Source organism: Flavobacterium sp., assembly GCF_036741995.1.
GTDB lineage: Bacteria > Bacteroidota > Bacteroidia > Flavobacteriales > Flavobacteriaceae > Flavobacterium.
Genome location: NZ_DAINRG010000004.1, coordinates 83,558 through 105,735, shown reverse-complemented (window position 1 = coordinate 105,735; position 22,178 = coordinate 83,558). Strand labels below are relative to the sequence as shown.

The window sequence follows — 22,178 nt, the reverse complement described above, 5'->3', positions numbered from 1 at the left end:
ACTTTGAACGCACTTACTCAAGAAAGTTTTACAAATACGCCGTTAACAAAGTGGTGAACGAAGTCGAATTCCATAAAACAATTTCGAAAACCAGTTGGAAAGCGCTGAAACTGAAAACCAAATCCCTATTGGCTACTACATTAATGACACTCTACAAATAATGATGCAACTCATTTCCTTTTTTCGAAAAAAACATCCGGAATTTGTGCAAGTCCCACTTGTAGAAATCCCCGAAAACACTATCGAAATCACACTGGAAAACAAACAATACAAAGCAACTTATTTTCATCTACTATACGAGCCACAACTTATAGGCATCACAATTCCCGAATCGTTAACGGCTGAGCAAGTATCCCCCATAAAAACAATAACCATTAATAAATTCCATAAAATAAAATTAGAATGGACGGTAAATTTTAACGCCACCATAAATCTGGGTGCTCAAACTATTCTCCTTTTTGAAGTGGTGAATGCCGATTTAAAAACCAATTTTTGGGAACGCCTTTATATCCGTCGTTTTTTTAAAAGAGCCATTATAAAAAACAACTACGTCATCAATACCTTCAATACAAGGGTTTTTGATAAGATGATTTCTTTTTTTTATTATCCAAAACCGGTTTACATCGTCAGTACTGCTGCTACTGCTGGCGAAAATGCCTTTCCGGTGGATACTTGCCGTCAAGTAGGCACTCTTTTTATTTTTGGCGTAAGAACTTCGAATCAGAAAATGCAGCAAGTCAACATTGGTGATACGATGGTCATGGGTCTTTCTGAGTTTTCAAAAAAACATTTGATTTATCAGTTGGGAAATTACAGCACCGAAAACCGGGAAATTGATTATACAATGGATCCTAATTATGGAATTGCGGTACCGAACATTGTTTCGAAATATTACAGTGTTAGGCTTACTCAAATCCATTCTTATGATTCGCAAAAAGTGTATGTAGCTCAAAGTATTGCCGGTGAAAAAACCCTGAGTCCATCGCCGTTTTTGGCTCATATTCATAAATTTTGGCTTTTGCCAAAAAGAAAGTAGCGTAATCCTAAAAAAAGTACCTTTGAGCAAGCCGATTTTAAAATCATTGACAAAACCATGAAACCATTCCAGCTATTTCATGACATCTACGCCATTATTCCCGAAAACAAGAAAAAAAGTTTTCGAAAACTGTGCTATAAATCTATTCTTTTCAGTCTGCTCGATTTGATTTCGGTGGCCTATTTGATTCCGGTGCTTTTAGTGGTGTTAGACAAAACCAAATTGAATGATTTTTTGTTGACATATCACTTGGCGGATGATTTTTTAAGTCCGAAAACTATTGGCTTTGGTGTGTTGTTTCTCGTTGTTTTTTTTATGGTGAAAAATTTGTTGCAAACCCAATTCAACAGCCACCTTCACGCATTTTTATATGGCTTGTCGCATGAGATTTCATCAGATATACTCGAAAAATACTTAAAAGGTGATTATTTGTATTTCCAACAGCAAAACAAAGGAAATATGATTCAAAATGCGACAACAGTAGCTCGGGATTTTGCCACTTGCCTGCTTCCTTCCCTATTGCTTTTGGTTTCTGAAAGTCTTACTTTTTTCGTAATTATAGTCGTTTTACTTTGGTGTTATTTTAAATTAACGCTAGTAGCATTACTGGCCGCTCTCCTTTTTGCCTTTATCATTTACCGAATCAAGAAAGGCGAAATGCATTTGATTAACACAACCTACAAAGAAACAGCTTCCAAAGCCAATGCCGAATTGCTGAACATTTTAGAAGGGTATCTCGAAATCAAAAGCTCGGGAAACCAGGACGAATTCCTGAACGAATTTAAAAAACACAACCAAAAACTGAACAAAGTCAGCAGTTTACTGAATGCTTCTACTACCAATTATGCCAAATACTTAGAAGTCTTTCTAATCATCGGAATAGCAATGCTGGTTGGATATACCTATTTCTTTTCGGCCGGGAATGAAACCTTGTTTTTGGTTGCGGTTCTAGGAGCCTTAAGCATCAAAATCGTTCCGGCTATGAGTAAAATTCTGCATGCCATAACCATGATTAATTCCTATTTCTATAGTGTTGCGATACTTAAAAACAGACCGCAACCGACAAAAAAAGTTCTCTATTCCGACTTTATGGATAACATTGAATTTAAAGACATCAACTTCAGTTATAATGAAAAAAAAGTCCTTTTTGACCACTTGAATTTTACCATCAAAAAAGGGGAAATCGTAGGCATCAAAGGAATTACCGGAGTTGGGAAAACTACTTTTTTACACATCGCAGCCGGATTAATAACACCCAACAAAGGAAGTATTATTATGGATGGTGACATTACTAAAGAGAACCCTTTTTTCTCTTTTGTGAGTTATGTGTCACAACAGCCTTTCTTATTCAACGGAACACTATTGGAAAACATCACCATGCGGGAAAATCCGGGAACTATCGATATGGATTACGTTCAATATCTGATGGAAAATCTCGATTTGCACTCTTTGATAACTCAACTGCCTGGCGGACTCCAAACCATCATTACGCACAATACTTCCAAATTATCCGGCGGTCAAAAACAACGCCTGGCCTTGGCAAGAGCCTTATACCACAAACCGCAATTGCTTATTTTAGACGAATCAACGAATCAGCAGAATGAAGAACTGGAAATTTTGATATACAATCTCATCCGGGAAATGGCCATTGCCAATAAAATGGCGGTTATCACCGTTTCCCATCATTCCGAAATGGCTGTTTTTTGTGACCGGGTTTACCTTCTTGATAAAAGCAAGCTTACGTTACTGGCATGAAAAAACTACTCTTCATAACGCCCGGATTTCCAAAAAATGGCACAGAGAGTCATGTGATTCCGTTTTTGCAACAAGTGTTTTTACATTTTAAAGAAAAATATCCCAAGGTGGAATTAACGGTAATAGCCATTCACAAACCCATCACCCAACCCTATTATTGGCACGGAATTCAAGTGATTCCACTCAGCGGAAATGATATAAGATATCCCATGAAATTGGTTTTTTTGGCGAAAGCCTTTTTCAAAATTCGTCAACGGCATAAAGAACATCAATATGACGGAATCCTCAATTGCTGGTTCCATGAGTTTAGTGTTTTCACTGCTGCTATGCATCCCAAAAGCTATACTTGGCTGCTGGGTCAGGATGTCAAAAAAACTAATTGGAGTTTGCGCTTATTCAAACCCAATCCGGAAAAAATAATGGCGCTGTCGCACTACAACAATGACATTTTATATGAAACTACAGGAATCAGAGCCCATAAAATTATTCCTATGGCCATTGATGAAAATCAGTTTCCGAATTTGAATTTAGACGAAAGACCCATCGATGTTTTCGGAGCCGGTTGGCTGACGCCTTTAAAGAATTACCGACTTTTTGCCGAGATTATTTTGGAATTAAAAAAAACCAACCCCAACATCAAAGCAGAAATTGCCGGAAGTGGCGAAGAAGAAACCCTACTAAAAAACTTTGTAAAAGAAAATCATCTGGAAGAGAACCTTCACTTTACGGGCTTGATTTCGCATCAGGAAGTATTGCAAAAAATGAATGCTGCTAAAGTCGTTTTGCACACTTCGCTTTTTGAGGGTGGTTCGACGGTTTATTTTGAAGCGCTTTTTTCGGGTTGCCAATTAGTTGGGAGGCTTCCTATGATGGACAAACCCATCGAGAATTTTCATTATTGTCCCTCGCAATCCGCTATGGTGGAAACCATTCACAGGTTACTCGAACAAATGCCAAAACCCAAAAGAGTTCGCTATTACTCCATGGATTATGTTTGTCAGGAAATATATAAGTTGTTTTACCGGGAATAAAGGGATTGTATAAGTTCCGAGGTTTTGATTCCGATGGCTTCAAAAGATAGCTCCTTCTGAAAAGTTTGATTGGTTTTCCAACGTTCATTAGCTAAATCCAAAGTATCCAATTGCTTTAGTTTTTCATATAAACTTTCGGAATTTCCTTTTTCAAAAAGCAAACCGCTTTTTCCATTTACGGTCATCTGAACAAACGAAGGAATGTTACTTACTATCGGGAAACAACCGCAAGCCATAGCTTCGGCAAGCGCAATCCCACTGCCTTCCGAATGCGAGCAGGAAAGATACACATCCGCCGCATTGAACCAGTTTTCCAATAGTGGATTGGCTATTTTCCCGTGAAAAACAACATGCTCTTCGAGTTGCTGTTCCGTCACAAATTGTTTCATTGACGCTAGCAATTCCGTTTCGACATAAAACAAATGCAATTGAAAATCATTTCCGTTTTTCTGATACAATGACAAAGCCTTGAGCATACACATCGGATCTTTATTGGCATCCAAATCACCAACCCAAATAAAAAATAGCACATCATTCGGAATGCCTAATGCGTTTCGGCAAACGACTTTGTCTTTAAGTTGAAAAGGCGTAGAACACTCCATGATTTCAGCCACTAACGAAGCTGACTGTATGATTCCGACCTCAACAAACGGCTGAGCTTGGGCTTTGGAAACAAACATATACCTATCCGCAAGACGGTAGGTCATTTTCTGAATCCATCGTTTCAAAGGATTTCGCGAAGGATGGCCGGCATGATGCTGAATAATCCATTGCACATTGCTACCCAAAAGGAGTTTCAAAAACACAAAGCGAAACGGAAATGAGAAACCATGAAACAAGGCCACTGTCGGTTCTTGCGATTTAAAAAAGCGATACATTAAAATCAAATCCTGAATGGAATAGCGGTAAAGACGATAGTTGTCCTTGGTTTCCAGAACAGCACCAAAGCGAATAATGGTGGGATTTATGTTATCTTGTAAAAAATTCAAATAGCCCAAAGAGTGCTGTGTAAAATCGATTTCTTCCTGAATGGATTTTATATTTCTGTTGTGAACGGAAATATCAATGAAATTGATTTTATTTGTTTGAGTCATCAATCAAATTTAGAAAAAATATTTAAAATCCCTATATTTGTTAGGGTTTAGATTTCCTCACAGTTTACACCCCAAAAAAGGCTATGATGGAGCGTGTTTTAAAATATGCTAATAAAAAAGTACTTCCCGAAAAATACTTCTTTTCTCCCGAATGGATAGTGTTAGGAATCAACAATACCTGTAACCTCCATTGCAAAATGTGTGATGTGGGCACCTTGAATTTTGAAACCAATTTCGCGAAAAATTTAGTTGGTACGACACCGCTCAACATGCCCCTGGAACTTTTTGAAAAAATTGCCGATCAAACCCAACAATACTATCCCAATGCCAAATTAGGTTTTGCTTTTACCGAACCGTTGGCTTATCCACATATTGTAAAAGCTGTTGAATATGCCAGTGCAAAAGGATTATATACTGCCATTACCACCAATGCTTTGCTTTTGCCCAACAAAGCCGAAGCCCTAGTCAAAGCAGGATTGAGTGAGATTTTTGTATCGCTTGATGGTTTGGAAACAACACACAACAGCATTCGAGGAAATGAAAAATCGTTTCAAAAAGCTTTGGAAGGCATTGCCAAATTATTTTCTTTTGAAAAGCATCCCAAAGTTTCCATCGTTAGTGCCATAACCGAATGGAGTGTGGAAAATTTAAAAGAATTTGCCGATTATTTTAAAGACTTGCCGCTACACGAAATCGGATTTATGCACACCCAGTTTGGCGAACCGGCTATTGCGGTGGCTCACAATAAAATTTGGGGAATGACTTATCCGGCAACAGAATCCAATTTGGATGAAGTTAATCTGAATAATATGGATTTGCCTAAATTACTGGAACAGATTCAACAAATAAAAGCCGAAAAATATCCTTTCCGAGTTTACTTTTCTCCAGAAATACATGATCTGCCAAGTCTGGAAACCTATTACCACCACTCCGAAGTGATTTTGGGCAAACGCTGCGAAGCAGTGTATTCGAGCATTATGATTAAATCGGATGGTTCTGCGATTCCGGCGCATGGCCGTTGTTATAACTTGAAAGTGGGCAATATCCACACCGAATCTTTGAAAGAGGTTTGGACCTCGCCGGTTTTCGGGAAATTCCGAAAAGATTTAAGAGATGCCGGTGGATTTCTTCCGGCTTGCAGTCGTTGTTGTAGCGCCTTTTAATGATGAAACCAACTGTCATATTATACAATCCGTATGCGGTTTTCTACTCCATGCCTTTGGCATTGCTGGCGGTTGGATCTTATTTGGATTCCGAAAAATACAATGTCCTCATTATTGATGGTCGTTTAGAGAAAAATCCGATGCTGAAAATCAAAGAAGCATTAACCCAAAATCCGATTTGTTTTGCCACTACCGTTTTAACCGGAAATCCCATTAAGGATGCACTCAAAATATCAAAAGAAGTAAAAAAAGAAATGCCCAATTTACCAATTGTTTGGGGCGGATGGCATCCTTCGCTATTTCCGAAACACACCTTGGCGGAAGCCGCTATTGATGTAGTGGTGAAAGGTCAGGGCGAAATTACTTTTAGTGAATTGGTGGCGTGTTTTGCTTCAAATCAATCCGTTGAAAATGTCAAAGGAATAAGCTATAAGCGCAATGGCAATTTTATAGAAAATCCGGAAAGAGCCATGGAAGACATCAATTCCTTTCCCGAAATCAATTACAATTTGATTGATGTTCCTGCCTATATGAGATTAAGCGGCAGAAAACAACTCGATTATATTTCCTCACAAGGTTGCCGCTTTCGTTGTTCTTTTTGTGCCGATCCTTTTATGTACAAAAGAGGCTGGTTTGGCTATTCGCCTAAAAGAATGGTGGATGAAATAGAATCTTTGTGGAAAAAATACGGCTTCAATCATGTTCATTTTCAGGACGAAACTTTTTTCACTAACAAATCAAGGGTAGAAGAAATCGCTAGGGAATTTAGCAAACGGAAACTGCCCATCACTTGGTTTGGCACTATGCGAGCCGACCAAGGATTCCGGCTTTCGGAGGAAGTATGGCAATTGTGTAAGCAATCCGGATTAGAGAAAGTGATGATTGGCATAGAAGCGGGATCACAAGAAATGCTCGATTGGATGCAAAAAGATATCAAGGTGGAGCAGATTTTTGAAGTTGCCAAAAAATGTCTGGATTATGATATTGCTATCAATTTTAGTGTTATCGTAGGTTTTCCGAATGAACCCAAACAAAGCATCCTCCAAACATTGGAAATTGTGAAACGCCTTCGCGAAATGAGTAGTACCTTTCAAATGGGGATTTTCTATTTCAAACCCTATCCGGGAAATAAAATAGCCGACGAACTTCACGCAGCTGGGTATCACTTCTACGAAACACTACAGGAATGGAGCGATTTTGATTATGTTGACAGCAAAAAAAGTGAATGGCTGACTGATGAAATGATAGCACTTGTAGAGAATTTCAAGTTTTATCAAAAGATTGCTTACCGAAAAAAGGAACCCTTATTCGTGTTACTTCAAAAAATAGCGCGTTGGCGTATCGAATCCAACAATTATTTTTTTCCACTGGAACGCAAAGTAAAGCAACTGCTAAAACCAGAAAAACTATCTTAACCCCATGAATAAAATCATCCTCTTCAACCCCAAAAGTGCCAACGGTAAGCATCGGATTCCCAATTCGATTTTGCAGGTGGGAGCTGCTGTACATGGGAAATACGACTATGTTTTTGTAGATGGTAATTTAGAAAAAGACCCTTGGCAAACCATTGAAGATTATTTAAAAACGGGTGATTATAAATACTTCGGTTCCACCGTAATGCCTGGTCCGCAATTGCGTCAGGCGATTCCGTTTACCAAGAAAATAAAAGAATTATATCCCGAAACCATCACAATTTGGGGTGGTTATTTTGCAGCCAATCAGTATACCGTTTCTCTGGAATCGGGCGTCGTGGATTTTGTTATTAATGGTCCGGGCGATGTGGCTTTTCCTTCCTTGATTGCCTCTTTGGAACAAAACAAAAAAGAGGAAATCTTTCTTATCAAAAATCTAATTTATAAAGACGACAATGGCGACATCATCAAAACGGCTGTAGAGGCTTTGCTTGATCAGGATACGTTGCCAAAGTTTCCCTACGACTATTTGAGTTCGTTTTATCCGGTGGAGCATTATTTAGTCAAAACCTTTATGGGTAATAAAACCTTGTCCTACCATTCGAGTATGGGCTGCCCTTTTTCCTGTTCGTTTTGCGCTGTGGTTCCCATTTATAATGCCAAATGGAAAGGCATGTCGGCAACAAGAATCTATGAAGACGTGAAATACTTCAAAGACAAATACAACATCGATGCTGTCGAGTTTCACGACAATAACTTCTTCACTTCCAAAAAACGAGTGCTCGAATTTTCGGAACTTATTATGAATGACAACATCAGTTATTGGGGCGAAGGCCGTATCGATACTATTAATATGTATAGCGACGAGGAATTGAAACTAATGCGAAAAGCCGGTTGCAAAATGATTTTCCTGGGTGCTGAAACCGGTAATGATGCCGTGTTAAAACAAATGAACAAAGGTGGCACGCAAACCGGACAAATGATAAAGGATTTTGTACTGCGGATGAAAAATGCCGATATCATTCCGGAGCTTTCTTTTGTATTGGGCATGCCCGCGAAAACGGAGAAAGAAGTGTACGACCAAATTTTATGGGACATCAATTTCATCAAAGAAATCAAAGTCATTAACCCGAATGCGGAGATTATCATTTACCTTTTCAGTCCGGTGCCAACGGAAGGTTCCGACTTGTACCAACAAATTCTCGATGCCGGATTTTCATTCCCACAGCATTTGGAAGACTGGATTTCGCCAAGTTGGGAGAATTTTGATTTGCGAAAAAACCCGCTAACTCCTTGGTTAAAGCCCTATATGATTGACACGATTAAAAATTTTGAAACCGTATTGAACGGCTACTATCCTACGGTTTCTGATTTTAGAATTCGCGGATTCAAGAAAACCATTTTGCAATCGGTTTCGAGTTTGCGTTATAAAACCGGGATTTACAATTATCCATATGAAATCAAGGCTTTACACAAACTTTGGAAATATCGTCAGCCGGAAATTGAGGGTTTTTATTCAGAATAAATGAGAGCATTTCTTAAAAAAATATCACATCCTTTTTTGAAGTTTGGTTTAGGATTATATTATTCCAAACCGAGAAAGTTTACTTATGATGGGATTAGCATCAAAGTCCATCCAAATGTTTTCCCACCACAACTGACTTTCAGCACCAAAATACTGTTGGATTTCGTCAACGAATTGGATTTGGAAAACAAAACTTTTTTGGAATTAGGATGTGGTAGCGGAATCATTTCGCTTTTGGCAGCAAAAATGAAAGCATTGGTTACGGCTACTGACATCAATCAAACCGCTTTAGATTATTTGGAAACCAACTCACAAAAGAACAATCTAAAAGTAAAATCGGTTTACTCTGATTTGTTTCAGAATATTGAAAACAAGAACTTCGATTACATCATCATCAATCCGCCATACTACCCGAAACAACCCAAAAACAGCAAAGAACAAGCTTGGTTTTGTGGAGAGCATTTTGAGTATTTTGAACAATTATTTCTTCAGTTACCAAATCACTTAACTATTGAAACAAGCTGTTTCATGATTTTGTCGGAAGATTGTGACTTGGAAAAAATAAAAGCCATAGCGTTAAAAAATGCTACAGCTTTTGAACCTGTTTTAGAAGTAAAGGAATTGGTCGAAACCAATTATATCTTTAGAATAGTTTCTTCGTAGAATCGCGTTGTCGTAATTCGGTTTTTATAGTGGTAGTAGTGAATGTAAAAGTTTCCTCTTCGCTTTCCAATTTGTCAATCAACAATTGTGCGGCTACTTCGCCAATCTCAGGACCGTGCTGACTCACCGTGGACATGCTTGGCGTCATTCTTCTTGACCAAACACCATCAGCAAAACCAATGATAGATAAATCTTTCGGAATTTTATAACCGTTTTGGATTCCCAATTTCATAGCCGTTACCGAAGCATGTTCATCAATAGCAAAAACACCATCGGGTTTGTTTTTGATAAAAAAGCCGCCAATTTTTGAATTGAATTCCTCATTGTTATTCGTTAAAATAACCAGATTCTCGTCCACTTTCAAACCATTATCTTCCATGGCTTTGTAAAACCCTTGTGTTCTTAATTTCCCAACACTCAGGTCATTAATGGCTGACAGTAACGCTATTTTTTTACAACCGGTTTTAATTAAATGTTGCGTTGCATTTACTGCCGACTCATAATCATCAACAATAACTTTGTCACAATTTACCTCGTCAACAATTCGGTCAAACATCACTATGGGCGTACCTTCATTAATGATGGTGGTAAAATGATCAAACTTTTTGAGCTTTTGAGATTCCTCAGCAATCGAAAGAATAAAACCGTCAATAGTTCCGTTGCTTAGCATTTCCAGAGCGTTGATTTCTTTTTCCAACGATTCGTTTGTAATGCAGGTAATCACTTTATAGCCTTTTTCATCGGCCACTTTTTCAATACCGCTAAAGACTTTGGCAAAAAACGAATTCAAAATATTCGGAATAATAACGCCTATTGTTTTAGTTCTTCTGTTTTTTAGGTTTAAACCAATGACGTTGGGCTTGTAGTTTTTTAATTTGGCATATTCCTGTACACGTTGCTTAGTTGGTTCGCTGATTTCAGGGCTTCCATTCAAGGCTTTGGAAACGGTGGAAACAGAAACGCCTAACTCTTTGGCAATTTGTTTTAATGTAGCTTTCGATTTCATTTTTGGTCATGGTTAAAGTGTAAAAATAGCAAAAAAAAACTGCCACCTCGCACACAAAAATGAAAGTTGGCTATAATTTTTAAGAATCCCATGCTATTTTTATGTTAAAAAGCAATCCGTTTTTAGTTGCTAAGGCTATTCATTAAAAAGATTTTAGGTAAAATATTGAGCCTTAGAAAAATATTTGAAAATGGTATTTGCTTTATTAATAAATATTTGTACTTTTGCACTCCCTTTATTGGGAATGGAATGTTTAATTAAAAAAATATTATGGACGCATTAAGCTACAAGACACAATCTACAACCAAAGCCACTGCTGGAAAAGAGTGGATCATTGTAGATGCTGATGGTCATAACTTAGGTCGTTTTGCTTCAAAGGTCGCTATGATCCTTAGAGGTAAATACAAGCCAAGTTACTCACCTCACGTCGACTGTGGAGATAACGTAATCGTTATCAACGCAGAGAAAATCAACCTAACAGGTAACAAGTTGGATGACAAAACGTACATCAGACACACAGGTTATCCAGGAGGACAAAGAAGTTTGACTGCAAAGGTTTTGCAATCAAAAAACCCTGCTTTGCTAATTGAAAAAGCAGTGAAAGGTATGTTGCCTAAAAACAAATTAGGAGCAGAACTTTTCAGAAATTTAAATGTTGTTGTAGGAACTGAGCACAAACAAGGTGCACAAAAACCTAAAACAGTTAACCTAAACGATCTTAAGTAATGGGAGTTATTCACAAAATCGGTAGAAGAAAATGTGCTGTAGCACGTGTTTATGTTTCTGAAGGAACAGGTAAAATTACCGTAAACAAAAGAGAATTCGAAAACTACTTCCCAACAGCTACTTTACAGTACAAAGTAATGCAACCAATGTCAATGACAGAAAATGCAACTAACTTTGACGTAAAAGTAAATGTATACGGTGGTGGTTCAACAGGCCAAGCAGAAGCTGTGAGAATGGCAATTGCAAGAGCTATGTGTGAAGTGGAAGCTGAAAACAGAGCTATCCTTAAACCAGAAGGATTACTAACAAGAGATCCAAGAATGGTAGAACGTAAAAAATTCGGTCAGAAAAAAGCACGTAAGAGATTCCAATTCTCTAAACGTTAATCTTCAGAGTTTTTACAAATTAAAATTGAAATTAATAAAGTTGTCGATATTCCTTGTAAAAAGGGAATTAGTTTAGCATCGAAATGCAGTCCAAAGTCTTAAAGTTGAAAGACTTAAAGCGAAAAAGGTGACGCATTGCTAATCAAACGGAACGTAAACTATTACACAATGGCAAACAAAATTGACGTTAAAGAATTATTAGAAGCAGGTGTTCACTTCGGACACATGACTCGTAAGTGGGATCCAAACATGGCCCCTTACATCTATATGGAGCGTAATGGAATTCACATTATCAATCTATATAAAACCGCTGCCAAAATTGAAGAGGCTAATGAAGCCATGAAAAAAATTGCAGCATCAGGTAGAAAAATACTTTTCGTAGCTACCAAAAAACAAGCAAAAGATATCGTATCTGAAAAAGCATTAGCTTGTAACATGCCTTACATCACTGAAAGATGGCCAGGTGGTATGTTAACCAACTTCGTTACTATCCGTAAAGCCGTTAAAAAAATGGCTTCTATTGATAAAATGAAAAAAGATGGTACTTTCATGACGTTGTCTAAAAAAGAAAGATTGCAAGTTGATCGTCTTCGTGCTAAATTAGAGAAGAACTTAGGTTCTATCGCTGATATGTCAAGATTACCTGCTGCATTATTTGTAGTTGATATCAAAGCGGAACACATCGCCATAAAAGAAGCACAAAAATTAAACATTCCAGTTTTCGCAATGGTTGATACTAACTCTGATCCACGTGAAGTAGATTACGTTATCCCATCCAATGATGATGCTTCAAAATCAATTGATAAAATTTTATCTTTAGTAACTGACGCTGTAAAAGACGGATTAGCCAACAGAACTTCTGATGCTGCTCCTGAAACAGATGTTGATACTACAGAAGAAGTAGTTGAAGTAGTTGCTGCTGTTGAAGCACCAGCTGTTGAGGCCGCTCCTGAAGTAGAAGCTACAGAAACTAAATCTGAAGAATAAAACAAATTTAAATTCCAAGAATAAAATTCCAAGTTCCAAAAAATTATCACTCTTGATGATTTAATAAAGTTGGAATTTGGGATTTTAGAATTGGAATTTCTTTTTTTGAAAACATTTTTAATTTAAAATAAAAAAATTATGTCAACAATCACAATTACTGCTGCAGACGTAAATAAGTTAAGAACTATTACCGGTGCAGGAATGATGGACTGTAAAAAAGCTTTAGTAGAAGCGGAAGGCGATTTTGATTTAGCTATCGAAAACCTTAGAAAAAAAGGTCAAAAAGTAGCCGCAAACCGTTCTGACAGAGAATCTACTGAAGGAGCTGCTATTGCAGTGGTTAATGCTGATAAAACTTCAGCAGTTGCTATTACCTTAAATTGCGAAACTGACTTCGTTGGTAAAAATGAAGGTTTCGTAAAATTGGCTACTGATTTAGCCGCTCTAGCTTTAAACTTCGACACAAAAGAAGCTTTTTTAGCTGCAGATTTCAACGGAATTACTGTTGCTGAGAAATTAATCGAGCAAACCGGAGTTATTGGAGAAAAAATTGAAATCGCTTCTTTCGAAAGATTGTCAGGTGCTTTTGTTGGTTCTTACATCCACGCTGGAAACAAGATTGCTACTTTGGTAGCGCTTTCAGCTAATGTTGCCGGTGCTGAGGAAGCTGCAAGAAACGTAGCTATGCAAGCTGCTGCTATGAACCCAATCGCGTTAAACGAAGCTGGTGTTGATGCTTCTATCATTGAAAAAGAAATAGAAATCGCTAAAGACCAATTACGTGCTGAAGGGAAAGCTGAAGCCATGTTAGACAATATTGCTAAAGGTAAAATCCAACGTTTTTACAAAGACAATACTTTGGTAAACCAAGATTATATCAAAGACAGCTCTATGAGCGTTGCTGCTTACGTTAAAACTGTTGATGCAGGTTTGACAGTAACAGGATTCAAAAGAGTTGCTTTAGGATAACAAATCATTTCTGAATGCATTTCAGAAGTTGTTATAAAATAAAAACCTCGTTTCAATGAAACGAGGTTTTTTTATGCAATCTCTTTAGATTATTTCACTATCGGAAATCCTTTGGCACGCATCAGCGCATCAACTTTGGCATCTCTGCCGCGGAACGAACGATAAGCATCGCCCTGATCTGTGGTATTCCCTGAGCTGAAAACGTATTTCAAAAGACGTTTGGCTACTTCTTTATCATAAGGCCCTTTGCCTTCTGTAAACGCTTCATACGCATCGGCACAAATCACATCTGCCCATAAATAACTGTAATATCCTGCCGAATATTCATCGCTTGAAAAGATGTGTCCAAATTGTGTGGTACGGTGACGCATTACAATTTCGGAAGGCATATTCAATTCGGCTAAAGCGGTTTTTTCAAAAGCATCCGGGTCAATCGTTTTATTGCCTTCCATGTGCAGTTTCATATCAATTAAAGCACTCGAAATCAACTCTACTGTATTGAAACCTTCATTAAAACGAGACGCTTTTTCTATCTTATCCAACAAAGCTTGCGGCATCGGCTGACCCGTTTTGTAATGCAAAGCATAATTTTTCAAAACCTCCGGAGTTGAAAGCCAATGTTCCAATACCTGTGATGGAAATTCCACATAATCTCTGGCCACATTCGTTCCGGCTAAAGTTGGGTAATTCACATTAGAACACAATCCGTGCAAAGCATGACCAAATTCATGGAAAAGTGTACTGGCATCATCCCAGGAAATTAAAACCGGTTCCCCAGGCGCCCCTTTAATAAAATTGGCGTTATTAGACACAATTGTTGGCACTTCTCCATCAAATCTTTCTTGGCTGCGGTATTCATTCATCCAGGCACCAGAACGTTTTCCTTTGCGAGCATATGGATCAAAATACCATAGACCAACGTGTTTGCCGGTTGTTTTATTCAACACTTCATACACCGTAACATCCGGTTGATAAACCGGAACATTGGATACCTGAACAAATTTCAAATCGAATAATTCGCCGGCTACCCAAAACATGCCTTCTCTTAATTTATCTAACTGAAGGTATTGCTTTACTTCATTTTGATCTAAATCGTATTTTTCTTTTCTAACTTTTTCGGCATAATAGCGATAATCCCAAGGTTGGATTTTGAATTTTCCGCCTTCGGCATCTACAATTTTTTGCATATCGGCTACCTCAATTTTAACCTGAGCAACGGCCGGTTTCCAGATATCCAGCATCAATTTCATCGCATTGGCCGGATTCTTTGCCATCGTATTGGACAATTTCCAATCGGCATGAGAAGGATACCCCATTAGTTTAGCTCTTTGCGCACGAAGTTTTAATATTTCTACAATCGTAGCATTATTGTCTTGTGCATTACCGTTATCGCCTCGATTGACGAACATTTGCCACACTTGTTCCCTCAAAGCTCTGTTGCTCGAATATGTCAGGAAAGGCTCTACAGAAGAACGTGTATTCGCCACAGAACCTAAACTCGAAAGCTTGCGCTCTTTGGCATTGGCCACAGCCGAATTTCTCAATTCCTCAGGCAATCCTGCAAAATCAGCTTCCGATTTTAATTCAACGAATTGGTTGTTTTCTTCCGAAAGCAGGTTTTGATTGAATTTGGTATAAAGTCCCGCCAATTGCTGGTTAAGCTCGCTTACTTTGGCTTTCGCTTTGGCATCCAATTTGGCTCCGGCATACACATAATTATCGTAATACACTTTAACCAAACGTTGTTGTTCTTTGGTTAATTTCTTTTTGTCTTTGGAATTGTAAACGGTTTGGATGCGTTTGAAAAGCTTAGTGTTTTGCGTAATTTTATCAGCAACACTGGCCAACTTTGGTTCCATTTCGCTTTCGATCGGTTCAAATTCCGGGCTGTTCATATTGGAACTGTAAATTCCGTAAACCGCATACACCCGAGCTAATCGTTTCCCCGTTTTTTCCAAAGCTGCAATCGTATTTTTAAACGTAGCCGGTTTTGGATTGTTGGCAATCGCTTTGACTTCGTTTAACTTCTCCTGCATGGCAAACTCTAAAGCCGGTTTGAAATCCGAAATTTTATACTCATTGAATGCCGGAACTCCGCCATAAGAACCCGCCCAGTCTTTTAAAAGCGGATTGTCTTTACCATTCTGTGCATTCATCCCCAATAAAGTTGAACCCATCAAAATTGTTGTCATAATTTTTTTCATGTGATTAATCGTTTGATAACAAATATAGTCAAAACCGGAAAACCAGAGCACATCTTAACTTTTTGAAATTTCTTTTAAAAATCCAACTCAAAAATTCTGTAACTTTGAGACTTTAGGTAAATAATGGGCTTATGTTTCAATCAAAAAAAGACACCGTATATGTTGTCCTTGCCGGAATTTTTATAACTAATGCGGTCGTTGCCGAATTGATTGGCGGAAAGCTGATTCACGTGGGTTCTGCTGTCATGAGCATCGGAATTCTGCCTTGGCCGATTGTATTTGTTACAACCGATTTGATCAACGAATATTTTGGCGAAAAAGGGGTCAGGAAACTTTCCTTTATAACAGCGAGCTTAATTGCTTATACGTTTGTCATTCTCTTTTTAGCAATGCAAATTCCAGCCGTAAACGGAAAAAATCTGGTAACAGATGCCCAGTTTCATGGTGTTTTTGGGCAAAGCATGTGGATAATTGTAGGGAGCATCACTGCCTTTATGGTTTCGCAACTGATTGACGTCAGCATTTTTCATTATGTAAAAGGGAAAACCGGCGATAAAATGATTTGGCTCCGAAGCACTGGCTCTACCGTGATTTCGCAATTGTTTGACAGCTTTATCGTGCTCGGGATTGCCTTTTGGCTTACCGGAAAAATGGATACTCCTACTTTTATTGTTTCCGCTTTTACCGGTTATTTTGTTAAATTAATCATTGCCATCGCTCTAACACCGCTCATTTATCTTGGACATTCTTTAATTGAAAAATACATTCACAGTAAATAAAAATGGAAACAAAAATACGCTGCGCCTGGTGCGAGAAAGACGATTTATACAGAGATTATCACGACAATGAATGGGGAAATCCCGTTTATGATGATGGTAAATTATTCGAATTTTTAGTCTTGGAAACCTTTCAGGCAGGCTTGAGTTGGTATACTATTTTGAAAAAGCGAGACAATTTTCGCAAAGCATTTGACCAATTTGATTATAAAAAAGTAGCACAATACAACGATGCCAAAATCGAAGCATTGATGCAGGATGCCGGCATCATTAGAAACGGTCTGAAAATCAAAGGAACCATTTCCAATGCCATTGCTTTTCTGAAAGTACAGGAAGAATTTGGCAGTTTTTCTAAATACATTTGGGCCTTTACCGGCGGCAAACCCATTGACAACAACATCAAAAAGATGAGCGATATTAAAGCCACAACACCGCTTTCGGATGAAATCAGTAAAGATTTAAAAAAGCGTGGGTTTAAGTTTGTGGGTTCAACCGTTGTGTATGCTCACATGCAGGCCACCGGAATGGTGAATGATCATGTAGAGGATTGTTGGAAAAGAAAATAACTATTCCGATTTCAAAACCCTGATAAAGATATCCCGCGAAATCTCAAAAGCTCCGAGTTTCTCTAAATGGTCGTTATGCACTTGGCAATCCAGTAGTTTGTAGTGGTTCTTTTTTAGATGTTCAATCAAAGTTACAAAAGCAATTTTGCTCGCATTTGGAACTTTGGAAAACATACTTTCACCACAGAAAATATGGCCCAAATCCACGCCGTATAAGCCGCCAACCAATTCGCCCTTTTGCCACACTTCAACCGATTGAGCAAAACCCATTTCGTGGAGTTTGGTATAGGAAGCAATGATATCGTCGCTAATCCAGGTTCCATCTTGCCCGCTGCGTTCAATTTGCTGGCAATTCCGAATCACTTCCTCAAAGTTTTGATTGAAGGTAATTTGAAATTTATTTTGGTTCAACAAATTCCGGATGCTTTTGGAAACTTTATACAATGACGGAACAACCACCATCCGATCTGGCGGCGACCACCAAAGTATAGGGTCATCTTCGTTAAACCAAGGAAATATACCATTGCGATAGGCCAACAGCAACCGCTCTGTTGACAAGTCACCACCAACAGCCAGTACTCCTTCGTAAGAAGCTTCCTCAACAGGCGGAAAGTATAAGTCTTTGGTTAAAAAATGCATTAAAAAATAGGATTTACAAAATACACGGTTTAAAAATTTAATTTAGCAAAAAAGCCAGAAACTAGAACATAATTCTAACTTCTGACTTCTGTTAATCAGCTTTTTGCTTTCTGGATTAGAAAGGCAAATCGTCGTGCTCTTCTTCGTTGAAATTGGTAGCCGGTTCAAAAGCTTCTGCCGCTGGCATTGGAGCCATTCCGGCTGCCGGAGCTTCAGCTTGTAATTTTTCAATTCTCCAACCTTGAATATCGTTGAAATATTTGGTTTCTCCTTGCGGATTTACCCATTCTCTTCCTCTTAAGTTGATGGAAACTTTCACCGCTTCGCCAACATTATAGTTGTTCAATAAATCGCATTTATCCTGTACAAAATTGATGCTGATAAATTGCGGATATTGCTCTTCAGTAGCCACAACTAATTCTCTTTTTCTAAAACTGGCACTCACTTGTTGCTCAGCATTAACCACTTTAATTTTCCCGGTAACTTCCATAATTATTGTTTTGCTAAAAGTACTTTCCAGGCAGATAGTACTTCGTTAGTATTCAAATATTCTTTTGCTTTTTGGTGAATTTTTTGCTCGTCATCCGAACTTAAAACACCTTTTACAGCAAAATTTTGTTTTACAAATATAGTAATTTCTTCTTGTGTTGGCAATGCTTCTACATTTCCTAATTTACCCAAATCATTCCCGTCAAAAATGGGGCTTTCTTTGATAAAATCGGGAATCGCATCTACTCCGATTCCCAGTGTTGACAATGGTTTTTCGACTTCAAACAAGCCTTGATTGGAACGCGAATACCAATTGCCGCCCAAACGCGAAACCAAATCAATTTTGCTTTGGTCAATCATTCCTTTCTCATCTAAAACCGCTTCATGGATATGAATTTTCACCACTTCGCAAATAATCAGATTCCCGGCACCGCCTTGATGGCCTAATGCGATAATATCATTCACTTTGCATTCCAGTTGTACCGGACTTTCGGCCACACGATAAGGTTTTACGATATCCGAAGGCAACATGGTTAAGCCCGATTTCAGAAACTCATTTACTCCATCAGGATATTCAGTGCTCGATAAGGATGCCTGCTGTACAATATCATAATTCACCACATTGATCACCACTTCTTTGGTCGCTTCACAATTTTCCAATGTATGTTTGGTAGTGTTATTTCTAACCCGACGAGCCGGAGAAAAAACCAAAATCGGCGGATTGGAACTAAACACATTAAAGAAACTAAACGGAGACAAATTAGGTTTGCCATTTTTATCCATGGTACTGGCAAATGCTATGGGTCTTGGGGCTACAGCACTTTGCAAATAACCTTGTAATTGTGCCGGCGACAGTGTATGAGGTTCGAAACTTAACATCGTTTTTTTTGTTTTCACAAAAATACAGAGTTTTAAAATTACTATTCTTCGGTTTAGATAAAACTTTGCAAGTTTTGTTATATTTATAAAAAATTTAAAAATGCAGTTTTCCGAAAAAAGGAATGTTACCCGTTGGATTATCATTTTGACTTCATTTGTCATAGTGACATTGATATTGTGGAATACTTATTCTTTCTTTCAAATCTTTAAAAACGAAGAGCGGGTAAAAATGCAAAATTGGGCATTGGCTCAAAAAAAAATCAACAGTGCCGATCCCAATGCTGATGTTGATATGGAACTCCCGTTTCAAATCATTCAGGAAGCTGCCATCCCTATTATAGTAACCGAAAAAGATTCAATCATCAATACCATTAATATTGACGATGACATTTTAAACAATAAGACTAAACTTAATGCATTTCTGCAAAAATTAAAAAATCAGAATGAGCCCATAGTAATGCAGATTTCTGAAAATCAAACACACAATTTGTATTATGGCGATTCCTCTTTACTAACCAAATTGAAATATTATCCGGTAGCTCTGCTATTGATTATTTTTCTTTTTGGAGCCGTAGTTTACAATTATTATCGCAGTTCCAAAATGGCTACGCAAAATAAGCTCTGGGCCGGAATGGCAAAGGAAACGGCACATCAAATTGGCACGCCTTTGTCTTCGTTAATAGGCTGGCTCGAGATTATGAAAGCCGACAATGTTGATGAAACCACTGTCGCGGAAATTGAAAAAGACATCAACCGCTTGCAAACCATCACCGATCGTTTTTCCAAAATTGGTTCGGAACCCATATTAGAACTCAGAAACATCGTTGCAGAAACTGAAGAGTCTTTCGATTATTTACGATCTCGATTTTCAAAACAAGTTGAATTTTCTTTTAAAGCACCCAAAGAACCTATCATGGTTTCACTTAATCCGGCATTACACAGTTGGACGGTAGAAAACCTAGTCAAAAATGCCATCGATGCCATGAAAGGCAAAGGCAAACTATCGGTGGTGATTGAAAGTGATCATCAATTAGTAAAAATCCTAGTGACTGACACCGGAAAAGGGATTCCTAAAAAACAATTTAAGCGGGTTTTTGAACCTGGTTTTACCACCAAAAAAAGGGGTTGGGGCTTGGGCTTATCACTAACCAAGCGGATTGTAGAGGAATACCACAAAGGACGAATAAAAGTACTCCATTCCGAAGTAGGGAAAGGCACTACGATGCAAGTCAGTTTTAAAAAAGCATAAATTGGAAGCCTTACCTTTGACTGGCTAACATGATTTTTCTTCCTATAAGTCCTTTGCTCAGGTATTCTTTCAGGAAGGTTTCTTGTTTTTCGACCTCAATCATATTCAAGTTTATGTTGGATTTTAAATTAAAAAGCAATCCTTTGTTTTCCTCTCCCACCGAGCCCACTTCGTAAATATCATTTTTACATTTGGTAAATCTGTCTTTGATATTCTGCAGCATATTTTTTAATTCATCATCCGCAACAGTTGGTTTGAATTTTTTGAACCGGTACATCACAAAATCATTGAGAAAGCTTATGGCTTCGTTATAGTTGGCTATTGTTACGTTTAATTTTTCAACGTTTTTGTTTTGATTTAAAGCCGTAAATTGCTTTTTCAAACTATCATACTCTTCCGAAATCAGATTGTTTTTAAGTCCGTTTTTCTGAATTCTTGCTGCTGCCTGAAAAGCTTTATCGCCTTCGGATAATTTTTCATAAGCCTCAATCTCTGTTTGATAATCGAAATTTACTTTTGCTTTTTTGACATCTTCCTTCCCGTCATAAAACTCCTGATTCGTCCAGGGTGAGTTTAAAAATTGCCACAGATAATCAAACGGCATGTGCGAGGTTATCAGCTTTTTGGGTTCCACTTTAAAGTAGGCATTGTTCAGTTTTTTGGTAAAAGTTTTTCCATTAACATAACCGGAACCCCAAGTAGGATCGAATAAAAACCATTTGCCGTCAACCCGGGAAGCACACCAGGCATGTGAAATGGCGTCTACTTTTCCGGCTTGTTTGGTATAGCCGGGAATGATATAGGTTTTGATTCCCGCTTTATTGGCAATATCATTAAAAATTTCAGCATAATGAATGCAGACTCCTTTTCTTGATTTCAGGGCGTTGGCTATTTTCACTTCCGGCGCATCCAAATAATTGGGTTCATTCCTATTGGGAACATCGTAGCTTATGTTGGCGGCTGTCCAATAAAAAACGGCTCTGATTTTTTCAGTTTCGGTTTTGAAATTAGACCCAATAAAACCGGCTATTCCCGAAGTTGTGGTTGTTAAGCTATCCGGAATTTTATTCATTTTTTTATCTAAAGTCAAATACTCATTGGCCACTTGACCCATAGAAAGTTGGGCAAAAACCAGCAATAAAAAAACCAAACTATTCTTCATGACTTTATACCTATAAAAAACCCTGCCAAAATTTAAAATCCGCAGGGTTCTATTTTTTTAAGCAACCGCAATTACAAATTTCCTTGAATTGCTTTTGCCAAATTTTCAAATTCTTCTTTAGTGAGCGTAACTTTTCGTTGAAAACGCATATCCTCCATATCGTGTAACGGAATAAGATGAACGTGGGTATGTGGCACTTCAAGACCAATTACCGCAACCCCAATTCGCTTGCATTCGACTGTTTTTTCAATAGCTTTGGCTACTTTTCTGGAGAATTGCATCAATCCCAAATACAGTTCCTCATCCATATCAAAAATTTTGTTGATTTCCTGTTTCGGAATGCAAAGCGTGTGTCCTTTCGCATTCGGATTTACATCCAAAAAAGCCAAGTAATTATTGTCTTCGGCAATTTTGTAACAAGGAATTTCTCCGTTTACTATTTTAGTGAAAAGGCTGGCCAT

Annotated in this window: 22 protein-coding genes; 14 read left to right on the top strand and 8 right to left on the bottom strand. The window is 38.0% G+C overall.

The window, feature by feature from the left end:
- Window positions 1-160: 160 nt before the first annotated feature.
- The 3 genes from V7D82_RS03475 to V7D82_RS03465 are packed head-to-tail and all read left to right on the top strand — an operon-like array spanning window position 161 to window position 3,822.
- A complete protein-coding gene (locus tag V7D82_RS03475) occupies window positions 161-1,036 on the top strand; it encodes a hypothetical protein (RefSeq protein WP_333599581.1) in 876 nt (291 codons plus the stop codon).
- Between the two features lie 57 nt (window positions 1,037-1,093).
- Window positions 1,094-2,791, top strand: coding sequence for an ABC transporter ATP-binding protein (locus tag V7D82_RS03470; protein ID WP_333599580.1), 1,698 nt, complete (start codon window positions 1,094-1,096; stop codon window positions 2,789-2,791).
- Window positions 2,788-3,822 carry a glycosyltransferase family 4 protein gene (locus V7D82_RS03465; RefSeq protein ID WP_333599579.1) on the top strand — a complete coding sequence of 345 codons (1,035 nt, stop codon included), beginning with the start codon at window positions 2,788-2,790 and terminating at the stop codon, window positions 3,820-3,822. The genes V7D82_RS03470 and V7D82_RS03465 overlap by 4 nt, the downstream gene beginning before the upstream one ends.
- On the opposite strand, the gene V7D82_RS03460 is transcribed toward V7D82_RS03465, so the two are convergent.
- On the bottom strand, window positions 3,810-4,916 hold the full coding sequence (locus V7D82_RS03460) for a glycosyltransferase family 4 protein (RefSeq protein ID WP_333599578.1): 1,107 nt from the start codon (window positions 4,914-4,916) through the stop codon (window positions 3,810-3,812). The genes V7D82_RS03465 and V7D82_RS03460 overlap by 13 nt on opposite strands.
- Window positions 4,917-4,999: 83 nt before the next feature.
- Here V7D82_RS03460 and V7D82_RS03455 point away from each other — a divergent pair, with 83 nt between their 5' ends.
- Genes V7D82_RS03455 through V7D82_RS03440 form a run of 4 tightly spaced genes read left to right on the top strand, consistent with a single transcriptional unit; the run spans window position 5,000 to window position 9,679 of the window.
- Window positions 5,000-6,079, top strand: a complete 1,080-nt coding sequence (locus tag V7D82_RS03455) for a radical SAM protein (protein ID WP_333599577.1) — start codon at window positions 5,000-5,002, stop codon at window positions 6,077-6,079.
- Window positions 6,079-7,494, top strand: coding sequence for a B12-binding domain-containing radical SAM protein (locus V7D82_RS03450; RefSeq protein ID WP_333599576.1), 1,416 nt, complete (start codon window positions 6,079-6,081; stop codon window positions 7,492-7,494). The genes V7D82_RS03455 and V7D82_RS03450 overlap by 1 nt, the downstream gene beginning before the upstream one ends.
- A gap of 4 nt (window positions 7,495-7,498) precedes the next feature.
- Window positions 7,499-9,016, top strand: a complete 1,518-nt coding sequence (locus V7D82_RS03445; protein WP_333599575.1) for a B12-binding domain-containing radical SAM protein — start codon at window positions 7,499-7,501, stop codon at window positions 9,014-9,016.
- Window positions 9,017-9,679 carry a methyltransferase gene (locus tag V7D82_RS03440; protein ID WP_333599574.1) on the top strand — a complete coding sequence of 221 codons (663 nt, stop codon included), beginning with the start codon at window positions 9,017-9,019 and terminating at the stop codon, window positions 9,677-9,679. It begins immediately after the preceding gene.
- On the opposite strand, the gene V7D82_RS03435 is transcribed toward V7D82_RS03440, so the two are convergent.
- Entirely contained in the window at window positions 9,660-10,685 is a 1,026-nt protein-coding gene (locus V7D82_RS03435) for a LacI family DNA-binding transcriptional regulator (RefSeq protein ID WP_333599573.1), read from the bottom strand. The genes V7D82_RS03440 and V7D82_RS03435 overlap by 20 nt on opposite strands.
- Window positions 10,686-10,955: 270 nt before the next feature.
- Between V7D82_RS03435 and rplM the strand changes: the two genes are divergently transcribed.
- From rplM to tsf, 4 genes are all read left to right on the top strand, one after another.
- Window positions 10,956-11,411 carry a 50S ribosomal protein L13 gene (gene rplM / locus V7D82_RS03430; RefSeq protein ID WP_333599572.1) on the top strand — a complete coding sequence of 152 codons (456 nt, stop codon included), beginning with the start codon at window positions 10,956-10,958 and terminating at the stop codon, window positions 11,409-11,411.
- Complete coding sequence (rpsI, locus tag V7D82_RS03425) at window positions 11,411-11,797, top strand: 30S ribosomal protein S9 (protein WP_129463372.1); 387 nt, start codon at window positions 11,411-11,413, stop codon at window positions 11,795-11,797. Before rplM ends, rpsI begins: the two co-directional genes overlap by 1 nt.
- Window positions 11,798-11,965: 168 nt before the next feature.
- Window positions 11,966-12,784 carry a 30S ribosomal protein S2 gene (gene rpsB / locus V7D82_RS03420; protein ID WP_333599571.1) on the top strand — a complete coding sequence of 273 codons (819 nt, stop codon included), beginning with the start codon at window positions 11,966-11,968 and terminating at the stop codon, window positions 12,782-12,784.
- 138 nt (window positions 12,785-12,922) lie between these two features.
- The gene (gene tsf / locus V7D82_RS03415; protein ID WP_333599570.1) at window positions 12,923-13,753 is read left to right on the top strand and encodes a translation elongation factor Ts; all 831 of its coding nucleotides are present in this window, start codon (window positions 12,923-12,925) and stop codon (window positions 13,751-13,753) included.
- A gap of 89 nt (window positions 13,754-13,842) precedes the next feature.
- Here tsf and V7D82_RS03410 read toward each other — a convergent pair whose 3' ends face one another.
- Window positions 13,843-15,945: a M3 family metallopeptidase gene (locus V7D82_RS03410; RefSeq protein WP_333599569.1), complete on the bottom strand. Its 2,103-nt coding sequence runs from the start codon at window positions 15,943-15,945 to the stop codon at window positions 13,843-13,845.
- A 143-nt stretch (window positions 15,946-16,088) separates the two neighbouring features.
- Here V7D82_RS03410 and V7D82_RS03405 point away from each other — a divergent pair, with 143 nt between their 5' ends.
- Both V7D82_RS03405 and V7D82_RS03400 read left to right on the top strand, forming a co-directional pair.
- Window positions 16,089-16,736: a queuosine precursor transporter gene (locus V7D82_RS03405; RefSeq protein WP_333599568.1), complete on the top strand. Its 648-nt coding sequence runs from the start codon at window positions 16,089-16,091 to the stop codon at window positions 16,734-16,736.
- Window positions 16,737-16,738: 2 nt separating this feature from the next.
- Window positions 16,739-17,299, top strand: a complete 561-nt coding sequence (locus V7D82_RS03400) for a DNA-3-methyladenine glycosylase I (RefSeq protein WP_333599567.1) — start codon at window positions 16,739-16,741, stop codon at window positions 17,297-17,299.
- Here V7D82_RS03400 and aat read toward each other — a convergent pair whose 3' ends face one another.
- From aat to V7D82_RS03385, 3 genes are all read right to left on the bottom strand, one after another.
- Window positions 17,300-17,938, bottom strand: coding sequence for a leucyl/phenylalanyl-tRNA--protein transferase (gene aat, locus V7D82_RS03395; RefSeq protein ID WP_333599566.1), 639 nt, complete (start codon window positions 17,936-17,938; stop codon window positions 17,300-17,302). It abuts the gene before it with no gap.
- 115 nt (window positions 17,939-18,053) lie between these two features.
- On the bottom strand, window positions 18,054-18,428 hold the full coding sequence (locus tag V7D82_RS03390; protein ID WP_333599565.1) for a DUF3127 domain-containing protein: 375 nt from the start codon (window positions 18,426-18,428) through the stop codon (window positions 18,054-18,056).
- A gap of 2 nt (window positions 18,429-18,430) precedes the next feature.
- Window positions 18,431-19,306, bottom strand: a complete 876-nt coding sequence (locus tag V7D82_RS03385) for a flavin reductase family protein (protein ID WP_333599582.1) — start codon at window positions 19,304-19,306, stop codon at window positions 18,431-18,433.
- Between the two features lie 100 nt (window positions 19,307-19,406).
- Between V7D82_RS03385 and V7D82_RS03380 the strand changes: the two genes are divergently transcribed.
- Window positions 19,407-20,555: a sensor histidine kinase gene (locus tag V7D82_RS03380; protein ID WP_333599564.1), complete on the top strand. Its 1,149-nt coding sequence runs from the start codon at window positions 19,407-19,409 to the stop codon at window positions 20,553-20,555.
- Window positions 20,556-20,565: 10 nt separating this feature from the next.
- Here V7D82_RS03380 and V7D82_RS03375 read toward each other — a convergent pair whose 3' ends face one another.
- Window positions 20,566-21,717, bottom strand: coding sequence for a transglutaminase domain-containing protein (locus tag V7D82_RS03375; RefSeq protein ID WP_333599563.1), 1,152 nt, complete (start codon window positions 21,715-21,717; stop codon window positions 20,566-20,568).
- A gap of 71 nt (window positions 21,718-21,788) precedes the next feature.
- Complete coding sequence (locus V7D82_RS03370) at window positions 21,789-22,178, bottom strand: HIT family protein (RefSeq protein WP_333599562.1); 390 nt, start codon at window positions 22,176-22,178, stop codon at window positions 21,789-21,791.

Excerpts from the sequence above, each read along its gene's own strand:
- V7D82_RS03475 (WP_333599581.1), top strand. The coding sequence starts at position 161 with ATGATGCAACTCATTTCCTTTTTTCGAAAAAAACATCCGGAATTTGTG.
- V7D82_RS03470 (WP_333599580.1), top strand. The coding sequence starts at position 1,094 with ATGAAACCATTCCAGCTATTTCATGACATCTACGCCATTATTCCCGAA.
- V7D82_RS03465 (WP_333599579.1), top strand. The coding sequence starts at position 2,788 with ATGAAAAAACTACTCTTCATAACGCCCGGATTTCCAAAAAATGGCACA.
- V7D82_RS03460 (WP_333599578.1), bottom strand. The coding sequence starts at position 4,916 with ATGACTCAAACAAATAAAATCAATTTCATTGATATTTCCGTTCACAAC.
- V7D82_RS03455 (WP_333599577.1), top strand. The coding sequence starts at position 5,000 with ATGATGGAGCGTGTTTTAAAATATGCTAATAAAAAAGTACTTCCCGAA.
- V7D82_RS03450 (WP_333599576.1), top strand. The coding sequence starts at position 6,079 with ATGATGAAACCAACTGTCATATTATACAATCCGTATGCGGTTTTCTAC.
- V7D82_RS03445 (WP_333599575.1), top strand. The coding sequence starts at position 7,499 with ATGAATAAAATCATCCTCTTCAACCCCAAAAGTGCCAACGGTAAGCAT.
- V7D82_RS03440 (WP_333599574.1), top strand. The coding sequence starts at position 9,017 with ATGAGAGCATTTCTTAAAAAAATATCACATCCTTTTTTGAAGTTTGGT.
- V7D82_RS03435 (WP_333599573.1), bottom strand. The coding sequence starts at position 10,685 with ATGAAATCGAAAGCTACATTAAAACAAATTGCCAAAGAGTTAGGCGTT.
- rplM (WP_333599572.1), top strand. The coding sequence starts at position 10,956 with ATGGACGCATTAAGCTACAAGACACAATCTACAACCAAAGCCACTGCT.
- rpsI (WP_129463372.1), top strand. The coding sequence starts at position 11,411 with ATGGGAGTTATTCACAAAATCGGTAGAAGAAAATGTGCTGTAGCACGT.
- rpsB (WP_333599571.1), top strand. The coding sequence starts at position 11,966 with ATGGCAAACAAAATTGACGTTAAAGAATTATTAGAAGCAGGTGTTCAC.
- tsf (WP_333599570.1), top strand. The coding sequence starts at position 12,923 with ATGTCAACAATCACAATTACTGCTGCAGACGTAAATAAGTTAAGAACT.
- V7D82_RS03410 (WP_333599569.1), bottom strand. The coding sequence starts at position 15,945 with ATGACAACAATTTTGATGGGTTCAACTTTATTGGGGATGAATGCACAG.
- V7D82_RS03405 (WP_333599568.1), top strand. The coding sequence starts at position 16,089 with ATGTTTCAATCAAAAAAAGACACCGTATATGTTGTCCTTGCCGGAATT.
- V7D82_RS03400 (WP_333599567.1), top strand. The coding sequence starts at position 16,739 with ATGGAAACAAAAATACGCTGCGCCTGGTGCGAGAAAGACGATTTATAC.
- aat (WP_333599566.1), bottom strand. The coding sequence starts at position 17,938 with ATGCATTTTTTAACCAAAGACTTATACTTTCCGCCTGTTGAGGAAGCT.
- V7D82_RS03390 (WP_333599565.1), bottom strand. The coding sequence starts at position 18,428 with ATGGAAGTTACCGGGAAAATTAAAGTGGTTAATGCTGAGCAACAAGTG.
- V7D82_RS03385 (WP_333599582.1), bottom strand. The coding sequence starts at position 19,306 with ATGTTAAGTTTCGAACCTCATACACTGTCGCCGGCACAATTACAAGGT.
- V7D82_RS03380 (WP_333599564.1), top strand. The coding sequence starts at position 19,407 with ATGCAGTTTTCCGAAAAAAGGAATGTTACCCGTTGGATTATCATTTTG.
- V7D82_RS03375 (WP_333599563.1), bottom strand. The coding sequence starts at position 21,717 with ATGAAGAATAGTTTGGTTTTTTTATTGCTGGTTTTTGCCCAACTTTCT.
- V7D82_RS03370 (WP_333599562.1), bottom strand. The coding sequence starts at position 22,178 with ATGGCCAGCCTTTTCACTAAAATAGTAAACGGAGAAATTCCTTGTTAC.